Annotated in this window: 13 protein-coding genes; 6 read left to right on the forward strand and 7 right to left on the reverse strand. The window is 63.8% G+C overall.

Annotated elements, in window-relative coordinates; translation table 11 throughout:
• The first annotated feature begins 2 nt into the window (after positions 1-2).
• Positions 3-980 carry an AraC family transcriptional regulator gene (locus AC1DT7_RS07890; protein ID WP_478035530.1) on the forward strand — a complete coding sequence of 326 codons (978 nt, stop codon included), beginning with the start codon at positions 3-5 and terminating at the stop codon, positions 978-980.
• 44 nt (positions 981-1,024) lie between these two features.
• Here the strand turns inward: AC1DT7_RS07890 and AC1DT7_RS07895 are convergent, their stop codons facing one another.
• From AC1DT7_RS07895 to AC1DT7_RS07905, 3 genes are all read right to left on the reverse strand, one after another.
• The gene (locus tag AC1DT7_RS07895) at positions 1,025-1,558 is read right to left on the reverse strand and encodes a hypothetical protein (RefSeq protein ID WP_478035387.1); all 534 of its coding nucleotides are present in this window, start codon (positions 1,556-1,558) and stop codon (positions 1,025-1,027) included.
• A 61-nt stretch (positions 1,559-1,619) separates the two neighbouring features.
• On the reverse strand, positions 1,620-2,423 hold the full coding sequence (locus tag AC1DT7_RS07900; RefSeq protein ID WP_478035388.1) for an SDR family oxidoreductase: 804 nt from the start codon (positions 2,421-2,423) through the stop codon (positions 1,620-1,622).
• 44 nt (positions 2,424-2,467) lie between these two features.
• The gene (locus tag AC1DT7_RS07905; protein ID WP_478035389.1) at positions 2,468-2,872 is read right to left on the reverse strand and encodes a GlcG/HbpS family heme-binding protein; all 405 of its coding nucleotides are present in this window, start codon (positions 2,870-2,872) and stop codon (positions 2,468-2,470) included.
• Positions 2,873-2,983: 111 nt separating this feature from the next.
• Between AC1DT7_RS07905 and AC1DT7_RS07910 the strand changes: the two genes are divergently transcribed.
• Both AC1DT7_RS07910 and rpsU read left to right on the forward strand, forming a co-directional pair.
• Positions 2,984-3,877 (forward strand): LysR family transcriptional regulator, encoded by an 894-nt coding sequence (locus tag AC1DT7_RS07910; protein WP_478035390.1) that lies wholly within the window; start codon positions 2,984-2,986, stop codon positions 3,875-3,877.
• A 161-nt stretch (positions 3,878-4,038) separates the two neighbouring features.
• Positions 4,039-4,239 (forward strand): 30S ribosomal protein S21, encoded by a 201-nt coding sequence (rpsU, locus tag AC1DT7_RS07915; RefSeq protein WP_116842203.1) that lies wholly within the window; start codon positions 4,039-4,041, stop codon positions 4,237-4,239.
• Between the two features lie 30 nt (positions 4,240-4,269).
• Here rpsU and AC1DT7_RS07920 read toward each other — a convergent pair whose 3' ends face one another.
• Complete coding sequence (locus AC1DT7_RS07920; protein WP_478035391.1) at positions 4,270-4,485, reverse strand: hypothetical protein; 216 nt, start codon at positions 4,483-4,485, stop codon at positions 4,270-4,272.
• A gap of 628 nt (positions 4,486-5,113) precedes the next feature.
• Here AC1DT7_RS07920 and AC1DT7_RS07925 point away from each other — a divergent pair.
• The gene (locus AC1DT7_RS07925; protein ID WP_478035392.1) at positions 5,114-7,096 is read left to right on the forward strand and encodes a beta-glucosidase; all 1,983 of its coding nucleotides are present in this window, start codon (positions 5,114-5,116) and stop codon (positions 7,094-7,096) included.
• A gap of 303 nt (positions 7,097-7,399) precedes the next feature.
• On the opposite strand, the gene AC1DT7_RS07930 is transcribed toward AC1DT7_RS07925, so the two are convergent.
• From AC1DT7_RS07930 to AC1DT7_RS07940, 3 genes are read right to left on the reverse strand one after another with little or no spacing between them, the layout of a single operon-like run.
• Entirely contained in the window at positions 7,400-8,152 is a 753-nt protein-coding gene (locus AC1DT7_RS07930; protein WP_478035393.1) for a hypothetical protein, read from the reverse strand.
• A complete protein-coding gene (locus AC1DT7_RS07935) occupies positions 8,149-9,186 on the reverse strand; it encodes a Gfo/Idh/MocA family protein (RefSeq protein ID WP_478035394.1) in 1,038 nt (345 codons plus the stop codon). Before AC1DT7_RS07935 ends, AC1DT7_RS07930 begins: the two co-directional genes overlap by 4 nt.
• Complete coding sequence (locus tag AC1DT7_RS07940; RefSeq protein ID WP_478035395.1) at positions 9,183-10,301, reverse strand: Gfo/Idh/MocA family protein; 1,119 nt, start codon at positions 10,299-10,301, stop codon at positions 9,183-9,185. Before AC1DT7_RS07940 ends, AC1DT7_RS07935 begins: the two co-directional genes overlap by 4 nt.
• Before the next feature lie 149 nt (positions 10,302-10,450).
• Here AC1DT7_RS07940 and AC1DT7_RS07945 point away from each other — a divergent pair, with 149 nt between their 5' ends.
• A complete protein-coding gene (locus tag AC1DT7_RS07945) occupies positions 10,451-11,479 on the forward strand; it encodes a LacI family DNA-binding transcriptional regulator (protein WP_478035396.1) in 1,029 nt (342 codons plus the stop codon).
• A 228-nt stretch (positions 11,480-11,707) separates the two neighbouring features.
• On the forward strand, positions 11,708-14,176 hold the full coding sequence (locus AC1DT7_RS07950) for a TonB-dependent receptor (RefSeq protein WP_478035397.1): 2,469 nt from the start codon (positions 11,708-11,710) through the stop codon (positions 14,174-14,176).
• Positions 14,177-14,196 lie beyond the last annotated feature (20 nt).

Consider the following 14,196-nt stretch of genomic DNA (forward strand, 5'->3'; position numbering starts at 1 on the left):
AGATGCTCTATGCTATGTCGTCTATGTATTTGTCGCGATCGTCCAAAAGCGCCATTGATCCGCTGTCCGATGTGCTCGGCGTTCTCGGCGCACGCGTCACGCGACGCACCCGATTGGAAGCGGCAGGGCGATGGGCCTTCGCCTTTCCGTTGGTCGACCGGCTCAAATTCGTGGCCTTGCTGCGCGGCAGCCAGTGGATGCTGCTTCCGGGATGTCCGCCTCAGCTGATGAACGAGGGAGATGTGTGCTTGCTCGGGCGTACTGCCTACGCCGTGGCGAGCCATCCCGCCGAGATCCCGATCGATGGGCAGTCGCTCTATGCGGACAGCGATATCGCGCATGTCGGCGGTGACGATATGATTGCGATCGGCGGGACCGTTACATTCAGCGCGGGGAACGCGGAATTTCTGCTCGATATGTTGCCGACGTTCATGATCGTTTCCCGGTCCTCGTCCGGAGCCGATAGGGTTTCGACGATCCTCGGCCTCATGAACGGCGAATTTGATCGCGGCATGTTGGGCAGCGAGATCGTGGGCGCCCGGCTTGCCGACGTACTGCTGGTGGAGGCCATCCGTGCTTACGCCGGTCAAGTCGATGTAACCGACATCGGGTGGCTCGGCGCGCTTTCCGACGCACGGATCGGCCGAGCGCTTCGCGCCATTCACGACGACGTCGCGCGGCCCTGGACGGTGGCGGGGCTTGCGAGCCTGGCGGGTATGTCGCGCGCTGCCTTTTCTGCCGAGTTCACCCACCTCGTGGGACAACCGCCGCTGACCTATGTTCGTGGGTGGCGTCTCACGCTCGCCCGTGCGGCACTGGCGCACGGCAACGAGACCGTCGCCAGTATAGCGAGCAGGATCGGCTACACGTCGCAGAGTGCGTTCGGGCATGCCTTTCGGCGGGCATTCGGAGCTCCCCCGAAGGCGAATTCACGATCACGCGAACCGCAGCTGGCCGGAGAACGTTTTTACGAGAACTGACGGAGCATTTGGCATCACCTGAGACGCTAAAAGCTGCGCGAGCATCATTCCATCGCATAACCCAAAATGACCAGCGCGAAACTCAGGAGCAGCGCGGCGGCCTGCGACCGCCGCAGGAGCTTTTCCAACTTTCCCGTCTTCGTCACGAAGAACCCCGCCAGGATCAGTGCTGCCGTCGCGAGCCAGTAGGTTGCCGCGAACGGTACGCCGTTACCGGCGAGCTTGCGCAGGATGAAGGTGGCGGCGAGGATCAGCGGGGATCCCCATACCGCGGCGTCCCACATCGCGTAGGCGCGGTTCGTCACCGGCAGGCCGCCGAAATTGCCGAAATGGAGATTATAGGTCGAGGCCGAGGCCTGCTGGCCGATCGCCCAGTTGGCCTCATCGGCGAGAAGGTCGAACGGGTTGCCGGTGCCCGCCTTCCAGGCCTCGAACTTTTCTTCGATCGCCGCCCTGTTGCCCTGCGCGGTCTGAGCATTCGCGCGGGGCGTGAGGGCTAATATGCCAAGGCTGGCGGCGGCGAAGCCCAGGGCAGCGCGCGCGGCAACGGGCGTCCAGAAACGGGTGTTGCTGGTCATGATGACTCTCCGATAAGAATTGGGGTGGCGGCAGCGCCGGGGCCGCCGCTTCGGTCGAAGCTTAGATTTCCGCTTCCCAGGCCGCTGCCTGGGCCTGCTTCAGCATGTCCTCGACTGCCTTGGGGCTGACGTTGCGGACCTTGCCGGTGTCGGCAGGGACGATCGCGATCATGCGGCCGATCTGTTCTTGGGCGTCCATATGACCCATCGGCGAGGCGAGCAGCGCATCGAACGTGGCGCGCAGGTCCGCCGGATTGGTAAAGTTCTTGTCCGCGTCCAGCCAGCGGAAGGCGGTGTCGGCCATCGTCTCGTTGAAGCCGGTATAATAGGCGCCCGGGTTGATCGTCTGGACCTTGATCCCGAAGGGCGCGACTTCCTGGGCGATCGCTTCCGAGATCGATTCCAGCGCATGCTTGGTCGAGACATAGGTGCCCCAGCCAGCCGGCGTGAACAGCCCGCCCATCGAGGAAGTGAACACGATCTTGGCCGGCTTGCCCTGGTCGATCCACTTGCGGATGAACGCCTGGGTCAGTTCCAGCGGCTTGAAGACGTTGATCTCGTAATTCTTGCGGACGAGATCGAGCGGGATTTCGCTGACCGGACCGCTCTCGCCATAGCCGGCATTGCTCCAAAGCACATCGACATCGAACTTCTGGATGAAGGCCATGTCATAGGGATCTGTCAGGTCGAGCTTCTCGACCCTTAGGTTGTCGAGCCCGAGCTTCGCCGCCTTCTCGCGCAGCGCCGCGACCTGCGGACTGATCTGCGCGGTGGCGATGATGTTGTGGCCGGCCTGCGCCATGCCGATCGCGGCGGCTTCGGCAAAGCCCGAGCCGGCGCCGGTGATGAGGATCGTCTTGGTCATCGTAACTTCCTTTCCTAGGTGCTTGAGGGTGGTCGCAGGGTCGTTCACCGGAGAAGCGCGGCGACCGCGGCTTCGGCGATTTCGAGATCCTGGGCGGGAGCGCCGCCGGACACGCCGACTGCGCCGATGATCGTGCCGTGGCCCGCCCGGGCCGGCAGTCCGCCCGGAAAGGGCATCAGGCCGCCATTGCTCGCTTCGAGATTGGGCGCCGGAGCGCCGGGTTTGCAGTAATCCCACACGGCATCGCTCCCGATCTGGAAGAGGGCAGACGTTCGGGCCTTGCCGATTGACACGTCGATGCTGCCGAGCACCGCGCCGTCCATGCGGGCAAAGGCCTTCAGATGACCGGCGGCGTCGAGCACCGCGATGTTGGCGGCGACGCCGATGTCGTGAGCGCGGGCGGTGCCCGCCGCGATCATCGCATCGGCCTGATCGATTGTGAGGGTCACTTGCTTTCTCCCTTTCGAGCCGTGCGTCCGGCTGACGACAGGGATTTGCGCCTTTTCCTTTTCGCCGATTAGCGGGATAGTTTTCGCATCAATCCTGAGTGAGAATCAGTAATGCGCACGACCGACCTGTCCGAGCTCGCCGCTTTCGACGCGGTTGCACGCCACCGCAGCTTCCGCCGCGCCAGCGAGGAGCGTGGGGTCACCGCTTCTGCGATCAGTCATGCGGTCAGCAATCTCGAGGCCCGGGTTGGCATCCGGCTGCTCAACCGCACGACACGCAGCGTCTCGCTGACCGATGCGGGCGCGATGCTGCTGTCCCAATTGTCGCCTGCCTTTGGCGAGATCGGCTTCGCGCTCGACGCGCTGAACCAGTTTCGTAATACGCCCTTCGGAAAGGTTCGAATCAACGCCCCCAATTCGATCGCCCCCTTCGTGCTCGGGCCAGTGATCGCGCCGCTGCTGACGGCCAACCCCAATCTCGAACTGGAAATCGTCGCGACCGACCGACTGGTCGACATCGTCGAGGAAGGGTTCGACGCCGGTATCCGCCTGGGTGAGAGCCTGCGGGACGGCATGACCGCAGTGAAGATCAAACCCCGGCTCACGTTCGCGGTGGTCGGATCGCCCGCCTATTTTGAGAAGCACGCTACCCCGAATGTGCCGGCCGATCTGATGGAGCATATCTGCATCCGCAACATGTACCCGAGCGGCGTCGGCTATCCCTGGTCCTTCGGTCGCGATGGCGCGGAGATCGACATCGACGTGAAGGGGCCGATCGCGCTCGATGACCATGAACTGATGATCGAGACCGCGCTCGCCGGCATCGCGCTGGCCCATGTCTGGGAAGATCGGGCAAGGCCCTACGTCGAAAGCGGGCGGCTCGTCTCCTGCCTAAAGGACTGGATCGTGCCGGAGGACTGGCTCTACATCTACTATCCGACCCGGAAATATCTGTCTGCGGGCCTGCGAGCGGTTATCGACGCCGTGAAGGTGGAGCGATCATGATCGAGTGGGTCCGTCTGCATTCGAGAGTGAGATCCGGCCCGCGCGCTCTACCTTCTAGCCCTCAGAGATCGGCGGTGGCTCGTTTCCTTGGCTTACGGAGCCTCTGGTTGTAGAGCCCCCTGAATTCGGCCAAGCGCCATGTCAGCTGGAAGCAAGATCGCATGCAGATTATCGTCCGGGACAACAACGTCGATCAGGCCCTTCGCGCCTTGAAGAAGAAGCTGCAGCGCGAGGGCGTTTATCGCGAGATGAAGCTACGTCGGCATTACGAGAAGCCGTCGGAGAAGAGAGCGCGTGAGCGCGCGGCAGCAATAAGCCGGGCGCGAAAGGCAGATCGCAAACGCGCCGAACGCGACAAATAATGACGAACTGAAGGCGCCTTCCCGCACTCATCAAGCACAGGGACGGGAGGTATTGGTGGCCGCGGCGTCGCCTAGATCGACGAGATTGCGCGATTGGTATTTCGCGCGTTCGTGCGGGATGGGGAAGCGACGATTGCTCTTGGTGGGCATGACCGCTTCGACACTGGCTGCGACAAGCTCTGCGCGGATGGCGTCGGCGTCGTAGCCCTTGTCGGCGAGCAGTGCGTCGATGCGGTCGCCGTGCATTCGGGACGGCGGGCCGAAACCTTCACATCTTGCGTCTGCCCGGGCGTCAGGACGAAGTCGAGCGGTCGGTCGCAGCGGGCGTGCAGCCTGGTGGTGAAGCCGCCACGCGACCGGCCAAGCCCCAGGGCCGCTTGATCCCTTTTTTAGCCCAACGGCGCAACGATGCGCCGGACCGCCATGCTGTCGATCATGTCAGCGCCGGCAGCGCGGAACACGCTGTTCCACTTGCCATCCACATCATGCCTTCGAAATGACGCCGGTTGTCGCCCGCAGGACGACATCCGCGACCATGCTCGGGGGAAGTAACGGCCCGATCAGCGGCCACTCTTCGTTCGACACAGCGTTCCGCTCGCCCAACACCGTCTCCCAAAAAAGCGTTGAATCAATCAGCGAGTCTCTAACCCGAGCATATTGCTTTAGCGCTAATTCCAGTGCAGTACTCTCGGCGACGCAAAGGCGTTGGGGAGAGGTCGAAGTGGAAACGCCATCGAAGATAGATGAGCGCCGTGATGGCGTTGAGACCGCGATCCAATCGGATTTTATGCCGTCCAAGGGTGCATCTTCGCATGAGATCGCTGTTCAGATAGATCGGGTTCTGGCCGAACTCACTCTCGCCGAGAAGGTCGAGATGATGTCAGGCCGAGGCTTTTTCGAGGCTCTGGCGGAGGACGAGCGCGTTTGGGGGGCACGGCCCTATCGCGCAGGCGGCGGTGTCGAGCGTCTGGGTATCCCGCCGCTGCTTTTCACCGACGGCCCGCGCGGCGTCACGCGCGTGGGCTCGACCTGCTTTCCCTGTACCATGGCGCGAGGCGCGACCTTCGACGCGGCGCTGGAGCGACGCGTTGGCGAAGTGATGGGCATCGAGGCGCGCGCGCAGGGATGCAATTTCTCAGGCGCAGTGTGTATCAACCTTCTGCGCCATCCTGCCTGGGGCCGCGCGCAAGAGACCTATGGTGAGGATCCCTGGCATTTGGGTGTGATGGGGGCCGCGATGGGCACCGGAATCCAGGCGCACAACGTCATCGCGACGGTGAAGCATTTCGCGCTCAATTCAATGGAAAACGCCCGTTTCAAGGTGGACGTATCCGCCGGCGAACGCGCCTTGCACGAAGTCTATCTGCCACACTTCAAGCATTGTCTCGATGCGGGCGTCGCAACCGTCATGACTGCATACAATAAGCTGAATGGCGAATATTGTGGGCAAAACCGCGTATTACTGACCGATATTTTGCGTCACGAATGGGGCTTCAAGGGCTTCGTCCATTCGGACTGGGTGCGCGGCGTATATCAGACCTATGGGGCCGCCGCCGGGCTAGACATCGAAAATCCGGAGCCGCTGGTGTTCGGCGACAAGCTGGTTGCGGCGGTCGAGGCGGGTACGGTCGAACCGGAAGTGGTCGATCGGGCCTGCCGCAGGATCCTGACCACCCAGTTTCGCTTTGCCTCCACCGAGGACCCGCTGCCCGCCTATACCTCCGACCTGATCGCGCACCCGAGTCATCGTGCGCTCGCGCTGGAAGTCGCTGAGAAATGCGCGGTCCTGCTTGAGAATGACGGGGCGTTGCCCCTGCGGCGCGACCGGATCGTAAGGATCGCGGTGCTGGGTACGCTCGCCGACATGGAGAATACCGGCGATAATGGATCGAGCCGTGTGCGGCCGCCCTATGTCATTTCGCCGCTCCAGGGACTCCGCGCATTCTTGGGCGAGGAGGCGGTATTGTTCGAGCGCGGCGACGACCTCGATGCCGCCCGCCGTGTTGCAGCGTCCGCCGACGCGGTGGTGGTGGTTGCCGGTTTCACGGCTAAGGAAGAGGGCGAATATATTATCGGCGACGTGGCCCTCGGCGCGGACAAGAAGCCGGGCCGCCCGAGCCTGTCGGCGGAGCCCATCGGCGGCGATCGCACCGCGCTCACCTTGCCCGAAGACCAGGTCGCGCTGATCCGCGCCGCGGCGCAGGGCGGCAAACCGGTGATCGTGGTACTTGTCGCCGGTTCGGCGGTGCTGGTGGAGGAATGGCGCGACGAAGCGAATGCTATCCTGATGAGTTTCTACGCTGGCATGGAGGGCGGCACCGCGCTTGCCCGACTTCTGTTCGGCGCGGTCAGCCCCTCAGGCAAGCTCCCCTTCACCGTCGCGCGCGACGCCGCCGACTATCCATTCTTCGACCGCGACGCCCTGGCGATCGAATATGGCTATTGGCATGGCTATACCAAGTTCGACCATGAGCAACGCCCGCCGCGATATGCCTTTGGTCATGGCCTGTCTTATTCCCGCTTCACCTATCGCGCGCTAAAGGCGCGGGCAGGGGACAAGGTGCTCGCCGTTTCGGTTGCGGTGCGCAATGAGGGCGACTGCCTGGCCGAGGAAGTAGTGCAATGCTATGTCGGGGCGCCCGGTGTCGAGGCGGAGCGCCCGCTGAAGCTGTTGCGGGCCTTCGAGCGCGTCGCACTTGCCCCTGGTGAGACCAAAATCGTCGAGTTTTCGGTACCGCTCGAAAGCATGCGCTGGCGCGATCCGGCCACGCATCAATGGCGTCTCGAGCCCGGCCGCTACCGCGTGCTGGTAGGCGGCGCGTCGGATGCGCTGATCGAAACGGCGGTGACTCTCTAGGCGCCGATCTCGGCCAGCAAGCGATCGACGATGAGGATGGCGGCGGTGGTGTCACCGCGCTCGAGCCAATCGAGCCTGACCGTTTCGGTGTGGTCGCGCGACGCGTGTTGAAATTAAAAGCTGTGGAAGGTGGCGGGGTCGTGAACCGCTATTGGGACAGTGCCGCACTCGCTGGCGCGAGGATCACCACGCGGAACGTGGCTGTATGGGCGGAACACGGGGCAACCAATGATTTGGTGGCAGGGGATCGCTCCCAGCCAGCCGGTGGAGCCCGCGCCGCTCCATCGCTTGTCCGCGTGACGCTCAGCGCGATACGCCCAGCGCATCGAGCTGACCCAGCAGGCGGATCGCCGTCGCGACCTGTTCGCCGTCGTCCGCGCTTTGTGTCAGCCGCTCGTGCAGGGCGCGCCAGGAAGCACGAAGTCCGCTTTCGTAGCGCGGTAGCGCGATCCGAGTGCCCTGGCCGTCGAACAGGCAAATCTCTGCCGGAGCGGAGATTGCGTCGCCATCGACGACGATACGACGCCGCAGGGTGCGAGAAACGGTTTCCAGGGCGAAACGGGTGCGGAAGCTCCGACGTGCACTCACGCGCGTGCCGTGCCACGGCCCGGCCTCGACTCCCAATACGATCTCGGTTGCGCTCGTCGCCAGGATCCGCAGCGAGTCGATCCGGCCGCCCAGGCTATCGAGCAGCATCAGCAGTTCGAACAGCGCAGCACGCAAGGAGCCCGGCGTCTCGGCTGCCGCATCGACGATCGATGCCAAGTCGTCGTGATGTCCGGCGAGCAGTTCCAGCGCCGCTGCGGGAAGCGCGGGGGCCGCGACGAGCGCCAGTCCGATCACGTGTTCCGACTTCGCCAGCGCGTCCAAGTCCGCTGCCGAGGCAAGGCCCGGATCGGCGATCATCACCGCGCCGTTGCGTCCAGCGGGCAGCGCGTCACCAGCAACCACCGTGACATCGGCCCCCCTGTCCGTCCGGAACCGATTGGGCAACGTCGCGAGCACCGCGCTTTGGCCGCCCGCCGCATCGGCGATGCGTACGTTCAACTGCGTCACGGTACTATCTCCATCACTTCGGCGGCGGCATCGGCAAGATCGAGCGCATAAGCGAGATCCTCCACGGCTGTTTCAAACTGGGTGTCCAGGGGCACGCCCTTGGTCACTACGTCATGCAGGTGACGCCACTGCGCGGCATAGCCATTGTCAGAGTGCGCGAAGCCGCGGCTGCCGGTCGCGTCCTGCAATGTTGCGCGCCCTGAGCCTGCGGACACGTAGGAAGGCCCGAAGTCGACATGCAGCCGTCGCTCGGGCGACGATGCCTCGAACGTCCACGAGGGTGGCCATTGGCCAGGCATGATCGCCAGCAATTCAGCAATCTGATCGCCATGCTGCAGCAGCACTGAATAGCCGAACGGGGCATGGCGGCGGGCTTCAACGACAGTACCGAGCTGCGGATAGAAGCGCCGCAACAGCGGCACGTGGTGAATGGCCAGCCCCAGGATCGTCTGGCGAAGGCGCTCGCGCTGGAATGCTGGCGGTTGATCGGCGGGCGGCGCGGGCGGCGGCGAGGACGGAAAAGCTTCCTCGGTCGCGGCATTCACGAATTGCGCATTGGGAGGCACGAAGATCGCCGAACGGATACGCGTCGCCCGCGTGCCTTCGGCTTCCCATGCCGCGAGCCCGGCACGGAAGCCTGGATCATACCAGTGCATCGTTCCGACCAGCACCGTCATCCCGTGCTCGGCGACGATCCGACCCACCGCTTCGGCCTGTTCGCGACTGACCGCGAGAGGCTTCTCGACCAGCGCAGCGCGCTTTCCGGCTCGGGCGGCAGCTATCAACTGTTCGGCGTGGAAGGCGTGCGGGCTGCAGATCGCGACAACGTCGATCTCGGGGTCCTCGATCACCGAGGCAACCTCTGTCACACCCTGAGCGCCACAGCGGTCCGCGACGATCTGTGCGACATCGGCATTGACGTCCATCACCTTGTCGACGCGCCACAAATCGCGCATCCCAGCGAGGACCGGCAGGTGGATCGCCTGGGTCACCGGGCCTGCGCCCAGGATACCGATCGAAAGCCGCTCCTTCATGCCAGCGATGTCCAGCCGGCGCCCGCGGCGCTTGCCGCTACCGCATTCTCGACGAAGCGCATCGTCCGCACGCCCGCTTCGATCCCCGGCAGGTTCGTGTCAATCAGCGCTCGCTCGCCGTCGATAGCCCTGGCGAAGTCTCGATACTGGACCGTAAAGCCGGCAAGGATCGACCCACCGATTCCGGGTGGCAGCGGCTCGCGGACCAGCAAACCAGGCGACATCGGGCCAAGAAGCGAGACGGCGCCATCGGCGGCGACGAAGCGCAGCGTTTCCGGCTGCTCGGCGGCCCAGTGCAGCGCGCCGCGCTCCCCGAACACCTGAAGGGTGAAGCCCAGCCGCTCGCCGACCGCCACCTGCGACGAAGCCAGCACGCCGGACGCGCCACCAGCGAGGCGCATCAGCACATTGGCGTCGTCGTCGAGTGCCCGACCCGGCACATGCGTGCGAACATCGGCGATGATCTCGGTGACGGTCTCGTTTGTCACATATTCGACGAGGTGAAAGGCATGGGTGCCGATGTCGGAGATGCAGCCGCCGACACCCGACCGTGCCGGATCCATGCGCCACGCCGCGCGGGTATTGCCCAATTGCTCTAGCGGCGCAGCGAGCCAGCCCTGGGAGAAGCTTACCGCGACCTTACGCACCGCGCCGATCATGCCGGATCCGACGCGCGCGCGCGCCTCGCGGATCATCGGGAACCCGGAATAGGTGAAAGTGAGCGCATAGATGCTGTCACTGTTCGTCAACGCCGCGCGGAGCGTCTCGGCCTCGGCCAGCGTTGCGGTTGCGGGCTTGTCCGAGATGACATGAAGGCCGGCGTCAAGTGCCGCTAGCGCCGCTGGCAGATGCAGATGGTTGGGCGTCGCGATCGCCAGCACCTCTATCCCATCAGCGCGGATCTTTTCTCCGGCGATCAGTTCGTCATGACCGGCGTAACAGCGCTCTGGCGCGACGCCATATTGGGCGCCCGCCGCGCGCGATCGTTCGATGTCGCTCGAGAACGCCCCGGCGACCAGCGCGTAGCGACCGCTTAGATGCGCGCCGAGATGGTGCATCGGGCCAATGAAGGAGCCGATGCCACCGCCTACCATGCCCAGCCTGATCTTCGCCATGCGACCTCACCTGTTTTTTTCGCTAATTTATTTTACGCTAATTTAGCGCTAAACCTTTTGTCGTTGCCGTGTCAAGCGCGAGCACGTTGCTTGTAGCGCGACGCAGTTCACGGATAGGGACACGCGGAAATGATCGATTGGGGGGCTTGATGGTGCGCCGGCGAGGCGGAGTGGGGGTAACGCTTCAGGCGGTGGCGGAGCGCGCCGGCACCTCGACGATGACGGTTTCCAACGTGCTCAACGGGACGGGCAAGATGAGCGACGCAACGCGCCTGCGCGTGCGCGAGGCGATCAATGCGCTCGGCTATAAGCCCAATGCCAACGCGCGCGCGTTGGCGAGCGCCGGGGCCGCCCGGATCGGACTGATCTACGCCAATCCGCAGAATGCCTTTCTCAGCGCGATGCTGGTCGGCGCGTTGCACGCGGCCGCGGCGCGCGGCGCGCAGTTGATGATCCAGCACAGCGGTGAGCCGGACTATGAAGCGCTGGCGGAGTCCCTTCGTACGCTCGTGCGGAGCGGCGCCAACGCGCTGTTGCTGCCGCCGTCTTATTCGGAGTTCGTGACGGGACAGCCTGTAGTGGCCGAACTCGGTGTGCCGATCGCGGCAATCGCGCCGGGCCGGGCACTGCCAGATATGATCACCGTGAGGATCGACGACCGTGCGGCGGCGCGGTCCGTCACCGACCTGCTTGCGGGCCAGGGCCACCGGCGGATTGGATTCATCGCAGGCCCCGACGGTCACAGCTCGACCGCAGCGCGGCGGGAAGGGTATCTCGACTCCTTGATCGCGCACGGGATCAGTATCGATCCATCGTTGATCGCGACTGGCGCGTTCACATTCGAATCAGCCCTGGGTGCTGCCGAACGCCTGCTGGAAAACGCCGAGCCCCCCAGCGCGATCTTCGCGTCGAGCGACGACATGGCCGCGGCAGTCGTCTCGGTCGCGCACCGGCGCGGGTTGCATGTCCCGGGTAAACTTGCCGTTGCCGGCTTCGACGACACGCCGATCGCCATGACGACGTGGCCGACGCTCACGACCGTTCACCAGCCGATCACCGAGATGGCGGAGCAGGCGACGTTGGCGCTGATCACAGAACTGGGTGGCACGAAAGACAATGTCGGTGGGGCCGATCGTATCGTCGAGTTCGCGGTGATCGAGCGCGGTTCCACCCGCTAGCCTCCACTCGCCAGCCTTGTAAGGTTAGTCCGCCCTGGGGCGAAAAAGACACAGCTCAGAATTTGTGCGCTCAGTTCGCATTGGGCAATGGATTCCGTTATTGACAACGCGGAACGAAACCGTCAGCACGCCCTGAGATTTAGCGCTAAGGCATTTTGCCTCGGCGACTAGGCTGGAAGGCGTCGCAGCACGTGTGGCGCCGTTCCACGAAACGAAAGGGACGCGCCGATGGCCGTCGAGGTGGAGGAACTGATGCGCGATCCTATCAATGGTTATAAATATGGCGTCAGCGGCATCGCGGTGCTCGCGGGTATCCTGCTTCTGCCGGCGGCGGCAATCGCGCAGAGCGCGGGCGCGGCCACCGAGCCCGCGACGGACGTACCGCAGCCTGCCGACCAAGCCATTGTAGATGCCGAGGGTGCGCAAAGCGACATCGTCGTTACCGCGAACAAGCGCAGCGAGCGTCTTGTCGAAGTGCCGATCGCAGTGACCGCCGTTAGTGGGGAGTCGCTTGCGCGCCAGCAGATCAACGATACTGCCAGCCTCGTCCGCGCGGTGCCGTCACTGTCGTTTCAGCAGGGCAACAATCCCGGCAATAGCGGTTTCCGTATCCGCGGTGTCGGTACGCAGCTCTTCAGCCTCGGTGTGGAATCCGCAGTATCTGTCGTCGTCGATGGCGTCGTCGCGCCGCGGCAGGCGCAGGGATTTAGCGACCTCGCCGATCTTGAGCGTGTCGAAGTCTTGCGCGGCCCCCAGGGCACGCTGTTCGGCAAGAATGCTACCGCCGGCGTGATCAACATCGTCACCGCGCGGCCGTCCAGCGTCTTTGGCGGCAACGCAGAGGTGACTGTTGCCGAGCATAACGAATATCGCGCGAAGGGCTCGGTCACCGGCCCGATCAGCGACGTTCTACGCGCGCGCGTCAGCGGCTTCTACAACCATGTCGGCGGCTTCATCTACAACGCCGCCAAGGACAAGATGGTCAATGGCAATGAGAGCTGGGGTGTCCGGGGCAAGCTGGAATGGGATGCTGCGCCGAACCTGACCTTCCTGCTGTCCGAGGATTACCGCATAAACAACGCGGACTGCTGTTCGCGCGTGCCCGTGTCGATCCAGAATCCGGTCATGCGGACGCTGCTCGGCCCGGCAGTGGTTGCGACGCCCGAGAACCGCACCATCTCGAACGACGATTTGAGCTTCTACCGCACCAAGTCGAACATCGTTTCGCTGCAGGGCGACTGGGATCTCGGCTTCGCGACCGTCACTTCGGTCAGTGCGCTTCAATATTATCGCCAGAACGATCAGTTCGAGCCCGACCAGATCGCGTCCGATCCGGTTCGCTATGTCGGCGCGTTTCCCTATTCGCAGTGGAACCAGAACGGCACCCATCTTAACTACAAGAACGTATCGCAGGAACTGAGGCTCGGTTCGAACGGCAGCCGCGACCTCACCTATGTCGTCGGCCTGTTCTATAATCATCTCGACCTCAACCGCGATCTCAACCGCCGCAGGCTGCGTTGCTCCTCGGGAACGATCGGCCAGGCCTGCACGGCGGCGACCGCGGACTCCTCCGGCTTTACCGGCAATTTCGTCAGCGACAATTACGCGGCGTTCGGCCAGGTCGACTGGCGTGTCGCGGGCGGATTGCACGTCATTGGCGGCCTGCGCGGCCAGTATGAAAAGCAGACGGTTACCGGCCGAGTCTTCGGTCCGCTGGTTGCCGGAGACGCCTTGTTCCCGGGCGCGACGCTCAATAGCGGGACACGCTCGCGCGACGATAGCGCACTTACGGGCAAGGCTGGAGTGCGCTACGAGTTCACGCGCAACCTGCAGATATATGGCAGCTATACCCGCGGTTATAAGGCATTCGCGCTCGACATCGATGCCACAACCAACTTCGCGACCCAGACCGGCATCGCGCCGGAGCATGTCAATGCCTATGAACTCGGCGCCAAGTGGATCGCACCCGGGGGCAAGTTCGACATCAACGCCGCGCTGTTCCGCTCCGATTTCTCCAATCTGCAGGTGCAGGCGCTGATCAGCGATCCTGCGGCCGGCACCTTCCTCACCGTGTTGCAGAATGCGGGCAAGTCGCGTTCGCAGGGGTTCGAGGCGGAAATGAACTTCCGCCCGTCGTCGGAGTTTTCGGTCGCGGCGAATTTCACGCTTGTCGACGCGACGATCAACGTGCCCGGCCAGAGCTGCCCGCTTCAGGCCGCATCGGCCGGGACCTATTCCGCCAATTTCCCGGCCAACACCTGCTACGTCCGCAGCACGACGGTGAACGGCGCTACCACGCTGTCCAGCCCGATCATCGACGTGGTCAACGGCAAGCTGCCGGCAACCCCGCGGTATCGCGTCGGCGTCTCTCCGCGTTACGAGCATGAGTTCGGCCCGGTGGCCGGCTTCATCCAGTTCAACCTGAACTATCAGAGCGACACCGGCTTCGCGCTCAACCAGGACTCGCTGCTGAAGCAGGACGGCTACGCGCTGGTCGATGCCAGTATCGGGCTCCACACCGTGGATAACCGCTTTGGCCTAACACTGTACGTGCGCAATCTGTTCGATCAGACCTATTATTCGCAGCTCAACCACGGCACGATCCTGGCCAATGCGGCGAACCCCAATGATTTGTGGGCCAACGTCAACAAGGATGCCGATCGCTACTTCGGCGGCACGTTCAGCGTTCGCTTCTGATCCCCTACTGGAGGCGGGAC

The sequence above is a fragment of the Sphingomonas sp. P3_C6 genome, assembly GCF_056402595.1.

Excerpts from the sequence above, each read along its gene's own strand:
- AC1DT7_RS07910 (WP_478035390.1), top strand. The coding sequence starts at position 2,984 with ATGCGCACGACCGACCTGTCCGAGCTCGCCGCTTTCGACGCGGTTGCA.
- AC1DT7_RS07900 (WP_478035388.1), bottom strand. The coding sequence starts at position 2,423 with ATGACCAAGACGATCCTCATCACCGGCGCCGGCTCGGGCTTTGCCGAA.
- AC1DT7_RS07945 (WP_478035396.1), top strand. The coding sequence starts at position 10,451 with ATGGTGCGCCGGCGAGGCGGAGTGGGGGTAACGCTTCAGGCGGTGGCG.
- AC1DT7_RS07920 (WP_478035391.1), bottom strand. The coding sequence starts at position 4,485 with ATGCACGGCGACCGCATCGACGCACTGCTCGCCGACAAGGGCTACGAC.
- AC1DT7_RS07935 (WP_478035394.1), bottom strand. The coding sequence starts at position 9,186 with ATGAAGGAGCGGCTTTCGATCGGTATCCTGGGCGCAGGCCCGGTGACC.
- AC1DT7_RS07895 (WP_478035387.1), bottom strand. The coding sequence starts at position 1,558 with ATGACCAGCAACACCCGTTTCTGGACGCCCGTTGCCGCGCGCGCTGCC.
- AC1DT7_RS07950 (WP_478035397.1), top strand. The coding sequence starts at position 11,708 with ATGGCCGTCGAGGTGGAGGAACTGATGCGCGATCCTATCAATGGTTAT.
- AC1DT7_RS07925 (WP_478035392.1), top strand. The coding sequence starts at position 5,114 with ATGATGTCAGGCCGAGGCTTTTTCGAGGCTCTGGCGGAGGACGAGCGC.
- AC1DT7_RS07940 (WP_478035395.1), bottom strand. The coding sequence starts at position 10,301 with ATGGCGAAGATCAGGCTGGGCATGGTAGGCGGTGGCATCGGCTCCTTC.
- AC1DT7_RS07890 (WP_478035530.1), top strand. The coding sequence starts at position 3 with ATGCTCTATGCTATGTCGTCTATGTATTTGTCGCGATCGTCCAAAAGC.
- rpsU (WP_116842203.1), top strand. The coding sequence starts at position 4,039 with ATGCAGATTATCGTCCGGGACAACAACGTCGATCAGGCCCTTCGCGCC.